Source organism: Treponema primitia ZAS-1, from assembly GCF_000297095.1.
Taxonomy (GTDB): Bacteria; Spirochaetota; Spirochaetia; order Treponematales; family Breznakiellaceae; genus Termitinema; species Termitinema primitia_A.
This window is the reverse complement of the sequence record NZ_AEEA01000150.1, coordinates 1-3,276: the sequence shown is the minus strand read 5'-3', so window position 1 is coordinate 3,276 and position 3,276 is coordinate 1. Positions and strand designations below refer to the sequence as shown.

Sequence of the window (3,276 nt, the reverse complement as noted above, 5' to 3'; positions counted from 1 at the left end):
AGAAATGCTGCGCTCTCTAAATTTTGGCCGCGCAATTCTTCTTCCAGCATATAGAGCTTACGAATATGTTTTATTCCCTCTTCTGCGGAACCAGCCTTCTTTGTAACTTTTGAGGCTTCAAAGAATTTCCTTCGGGCATGAGCGAAACAACCCACATGTATAATATCAGTCCGTTCCTTCACCGCCCGGTCATATCCATCATACCCATCGGTTTGAAGGTAGCCGCTGAACCCTTCCAGAAATTCACGGGCATGATGAGCAGCGCGGGTTTCATGGTATTCATATAAAATGACCGGCTTCCCCGGCGGACCGCCGCGGGCAAGCCACATGTAGGATTTCTGTGTATCCTCCCGGCCTTCCTCCCCCATCACTTGGACGGTGGTCTCGTCCATCTGCATCACCGGCCCGGTCTTGACCGTCTTTTTCATCAATTCAGCAAGGGGGTGAAGCTTTTCCCATGCCTGTTGCTGCCAGTTGCTCATATCCTGCCGGCTGAGGTGGACCCCAATCCGTTCAAACTGCTTCTCCTGCCTGTAATAGGGCAGATGATCCTCATATTTCTGAATGATGATATAACTTAAAAGGCTCGGCGTTACGATACTGCGGGGAATAATGGCGGGCTCTACCGGCGCTATCCTGACCGCCGGTTTCCCTTCATCCTCGGTCCCTTCACAGGCACGGCAGGCATATTTAGGCCGGATTATCCGTTCTACATATATCTTTGGGGGGATTATTTGGAGTTTTTCCGATACTTCCTCACCTATCCTGACCATCTGGGAACCGCAGGCACACCGCTTCTCTTCTTCGCTGATATCCACAATGCGATCCACTCGGGGGAGGTTCTCGTCTATCGGTTTTCGCCCGGGCCGTTTCCGGCTGTAGGACCGTACTTTCTGTACCGCAGTATCGCTTTCTTTCTCCGGTACTCCCGCTGTTTCATCTTCCGTTTCAATAAACAGCGGCGGCTGTTTCTCTTCCGCAAGAAGTTGTTCTGCACTCCGCACAAACCGTTTGTATAGCAGCAGATCCAGCCGTTCTTTTAGTTCAAGGTTCTCTCGTTCAAGCTTTCTTATATATTCCTGAACTTCTAACGGAATTATTTCCGCGTCCAAGCTTTTTATTTCCATACAAGAATTCTATCATGCCTTGGTATCCGTGTAAATTCCTTTTATGAAACTTTTGTATAATATATCGGCTTATGGGCTTTCCAGAAATCTATCCCCGCTAGGAGCATCTTCACTTCATCCGTACTCAGTTCTTCTACTGCCCGCTTGTGTTCCGGCCATGGAAAGATATCCTTCTCCAACCGTTTCTGGCTTAGCCAGAACCCCGTCTTATCCCACCAAATAACCTTCAGCAGTTTCCTCCGGCGGTTGCAGAATAAATATAGGCTCCCGCTTAACAGGTCCTGTTCCATCTGCTCCTCTATAATTGTCGCAAGCCCGTTCACTGCTTTTCTCAGGTCCGTATATCCGGGCCGGATAAATATCCGTACCGCATTGATATCTACGGTCATAGCCATTCTTCCTTCCCGCCAAGCAGCTGCCGCAGGTCTCCAAGGTTTATTGCCGGGGGCAATCTCAACCTGATTATTTCGATTTCGATCCTGGCTATGCTTCGCTTTCCTCCCGGCCCCGCCTTGATTTCTACAAACGGGATTTCCTCGTTTGTCGGGGGCTTTGTCCAATTATTAAAGGTCGTCGGATGGATACCCTGCCCTTTGGCATAGGCCCATTTACTTAACCCGCTCGCTTCCCAGGCTGCCACGTGGCCCTGCCGTTCTCCCTCGCTGTACCGCTTCTTCATTCTCGTCCCTCCGGTTTTAATGTATTTCCGCTAGGGTACTCCTTTTTTCAGCTTATTCGTAGAAGTGGTTGTTTTGACGGTTACCATTATTCTAATGATTGGATAACTTTAAATTGAATACGAAGGTATAAGAAAAGGCGTACTTCCCCGTTTAATTATTTCGCAAAACACCAATCTTCCCTGTTCCGGACAAATCTCGACAGAAGGTAATCCCATGAGATGCCAAAGACGCTTCTGCCCGGCGGTTACGTTCAGCAGCCGAAAACCCGTTGTTTTCATCTTGAACCTTGAGCCTTATGGCGTGGACTTCCTTAATTAAATCCAGAGAATCCTTCATGGCCGGATCTTCCGTAATTCGAGGATCATTCATATATTCTTGTACCGTCTTCATAAATCTAATACCTCCTCAGGCCGGTAAATACCAATACCCTTATAGCCTTCCCGAATATTGACCTTCCGAACCCGCTCCTCCGTCCAAGGCCGGGCAATATGCTCAAAATTTAAGCTCACAATAAAATCTAAACCATAAAAAGTCATAATCGCAATATGAGCAGCGTCTGTCGTATAAGCTGCTGGAACTGCCTCCTCCGTAATGTAAAGTCCAGCAAGCCGGGTAACTGCTTCATCATCGGGCAGCATCTTCATATTAAAATCAGTGATAAGCTGCCACATCTTTCCGCGTTTTTCATCATTTGTCTCAGCTTCCAGCTCGTCAGTCGTATAGATCGACGTATAAGCATAAGGCAATTTTGGACCGCCTGAAGCCCACTCTAGCCTTTTGCTCTCCCAGCGTAACGCTTCTCCGGAACTATCGGCTCCTCGTACTCTACCCAAAAAAGAAATGGACAAAAACCGTTCCGGTTTTTCTCAACTCATTACAGGCTGGTTTTGTCATAAAGCTTCATCGGCTAAAGCTCCAAACTCCGAGGAACCTTTTCCCAGCCTAGTCCTTCCCCTGGCCCAGCCCTTCCTTCCGCTACGTCCCTTCGGTCCTTCGCTCCCTCCAGGCCCGTTCCAGTCATGCCGCTCCAAGCATGGTCCCTGTGCCGGACCTTCCGGTCACTTCGTTCCCTCCAGGATCCGGCACCGCTCTCCGTCTTCCGCCCTGGTCCTCTAGGCATAATCGTCAAAGCAAGTCCTGCCGCCCTTTTTTACGCTGGCCCTTCGGCCCAACGTAAAAAACCCCGGCGCCCTCCCGAAGATAAAGAGCGGTTCCCCACGGCTAATCCTCAAACAGACCGGAACGGAACATCCCCTACGGCGCCTACACTCCCTCTACCAGTAACGGTCGTTCCGGTGCCTCCGGGGACGCTCCGCTCCGGTCTGCCATTTCCTCTAAGCATCAAGAAGACAAGACGCCTCTCGTACTATGCCCACCCCAGGCCGCTTCTTCCATGACGCTCAGAGTACTCCGGTGGTGGTGTATGGGCGGCCTGTATTATCCCTTCCCCTCGCCGCCGGGCTTCCCCC

Annotated in this window: 5 protein-coding genes; all 5 read right to left on the bottom strand. The window is 50.3% G+C overall.

Features of this window, described 5'->3' with window-relative positions; all coding sequences use genetic code 11:
* Nucleotides 1-1,127 (bottom strand): IS66 family transposase (gene tnpC, locus TPRIMZ1_RS0116360; protein WP_010263057.1); only part of this gene is annotated, 1,127 nt, incomplete at its 3' end.
* Nucleotides 1,128-1,168: 41 nt separating this feature from the next.
* Nucleotides 1,169-1,522, bottom strand: a complete 354-nt coding sequence (gene tnpB / locus TPRIMZ1_RS0116355; RefSeq protein WP_081503691.1) for an IS66 family insertion sequence element accessory protein TnpB — start codon at nucleotides 1,520-1,522, stop codon at nucleotides 1,169-1,171.
* Entirely contained in the window at nucleotides 1,513-1,806 is a 294-nt protein-coding gene (gene tnpA / locus TPRIMZ1_RS0116350) for an IS66 family insertion sequence element accessory protein TnpA (protein ID WP_010263047.1), read from the bottom strand. Before tnpA ends, tnpB begins: the two co-directional genes overlap by 10 nt.
* Nucleotides 1,807-1,957: 151 nt before the next feature.
* The gene (locus TPRIMZ1_RS0116345; RefSeq protein ID WP_010263044.1) at nucleotides 1,958-2,197 is read right to left on the bottom strand and encodes a hypothetical protein; all 240 of its coding nucleotides are present in this window, start codon (nucleotides 2,195-2,197) and stop codon (nucleotides 1,958-1,960) included.
* Nucleotides 2,194-2,655 carry a hypothetical protein gene (locus TPRIMZ1_RS19400; RefSeq protein WP_198429953.1) on the bottom strand — a complete coding sequence of 154 codons (462 nt, stop codon included), beginning with the start codon at nucleotides 2,653-2,655 and terminating at the stop codon, nucleotides 2,194-2,196. The genes TPRIMZ1_RS0116345 and TPRIMZ1_RS19400 overlap by 4 nt, the downstream gene beginning before the upstream one ends.
* Between the last annotated feature and the right edge of the window lie 621 nt (nucleotides 2,656-3,276).

Excerpts from the sequence above, each read along its gene's own strand:
- tnpB (WP_081503691.1), bottom strand. The coding sequence starts at position 1,522 with ATGGCTATGACCGTAGATATCAATGCGGTACGGATATTTATCCGGCCC.
- tnpA (WP_010263047.1), bottom strand. The coding sequence starts at position 1,806 with ATGAAGAAGCGGTACAGCGAGGGAGAACGGCAGGGCCACGTGGCAGCC.
- TPRIMZ1_RS0116345 (WP_010263044.1), bottom strand. The coding sequence starts at position 2,197 with ATGAAGACGGTACAAGAATATATGAATGATCCTCGAATTACGGAAGAT.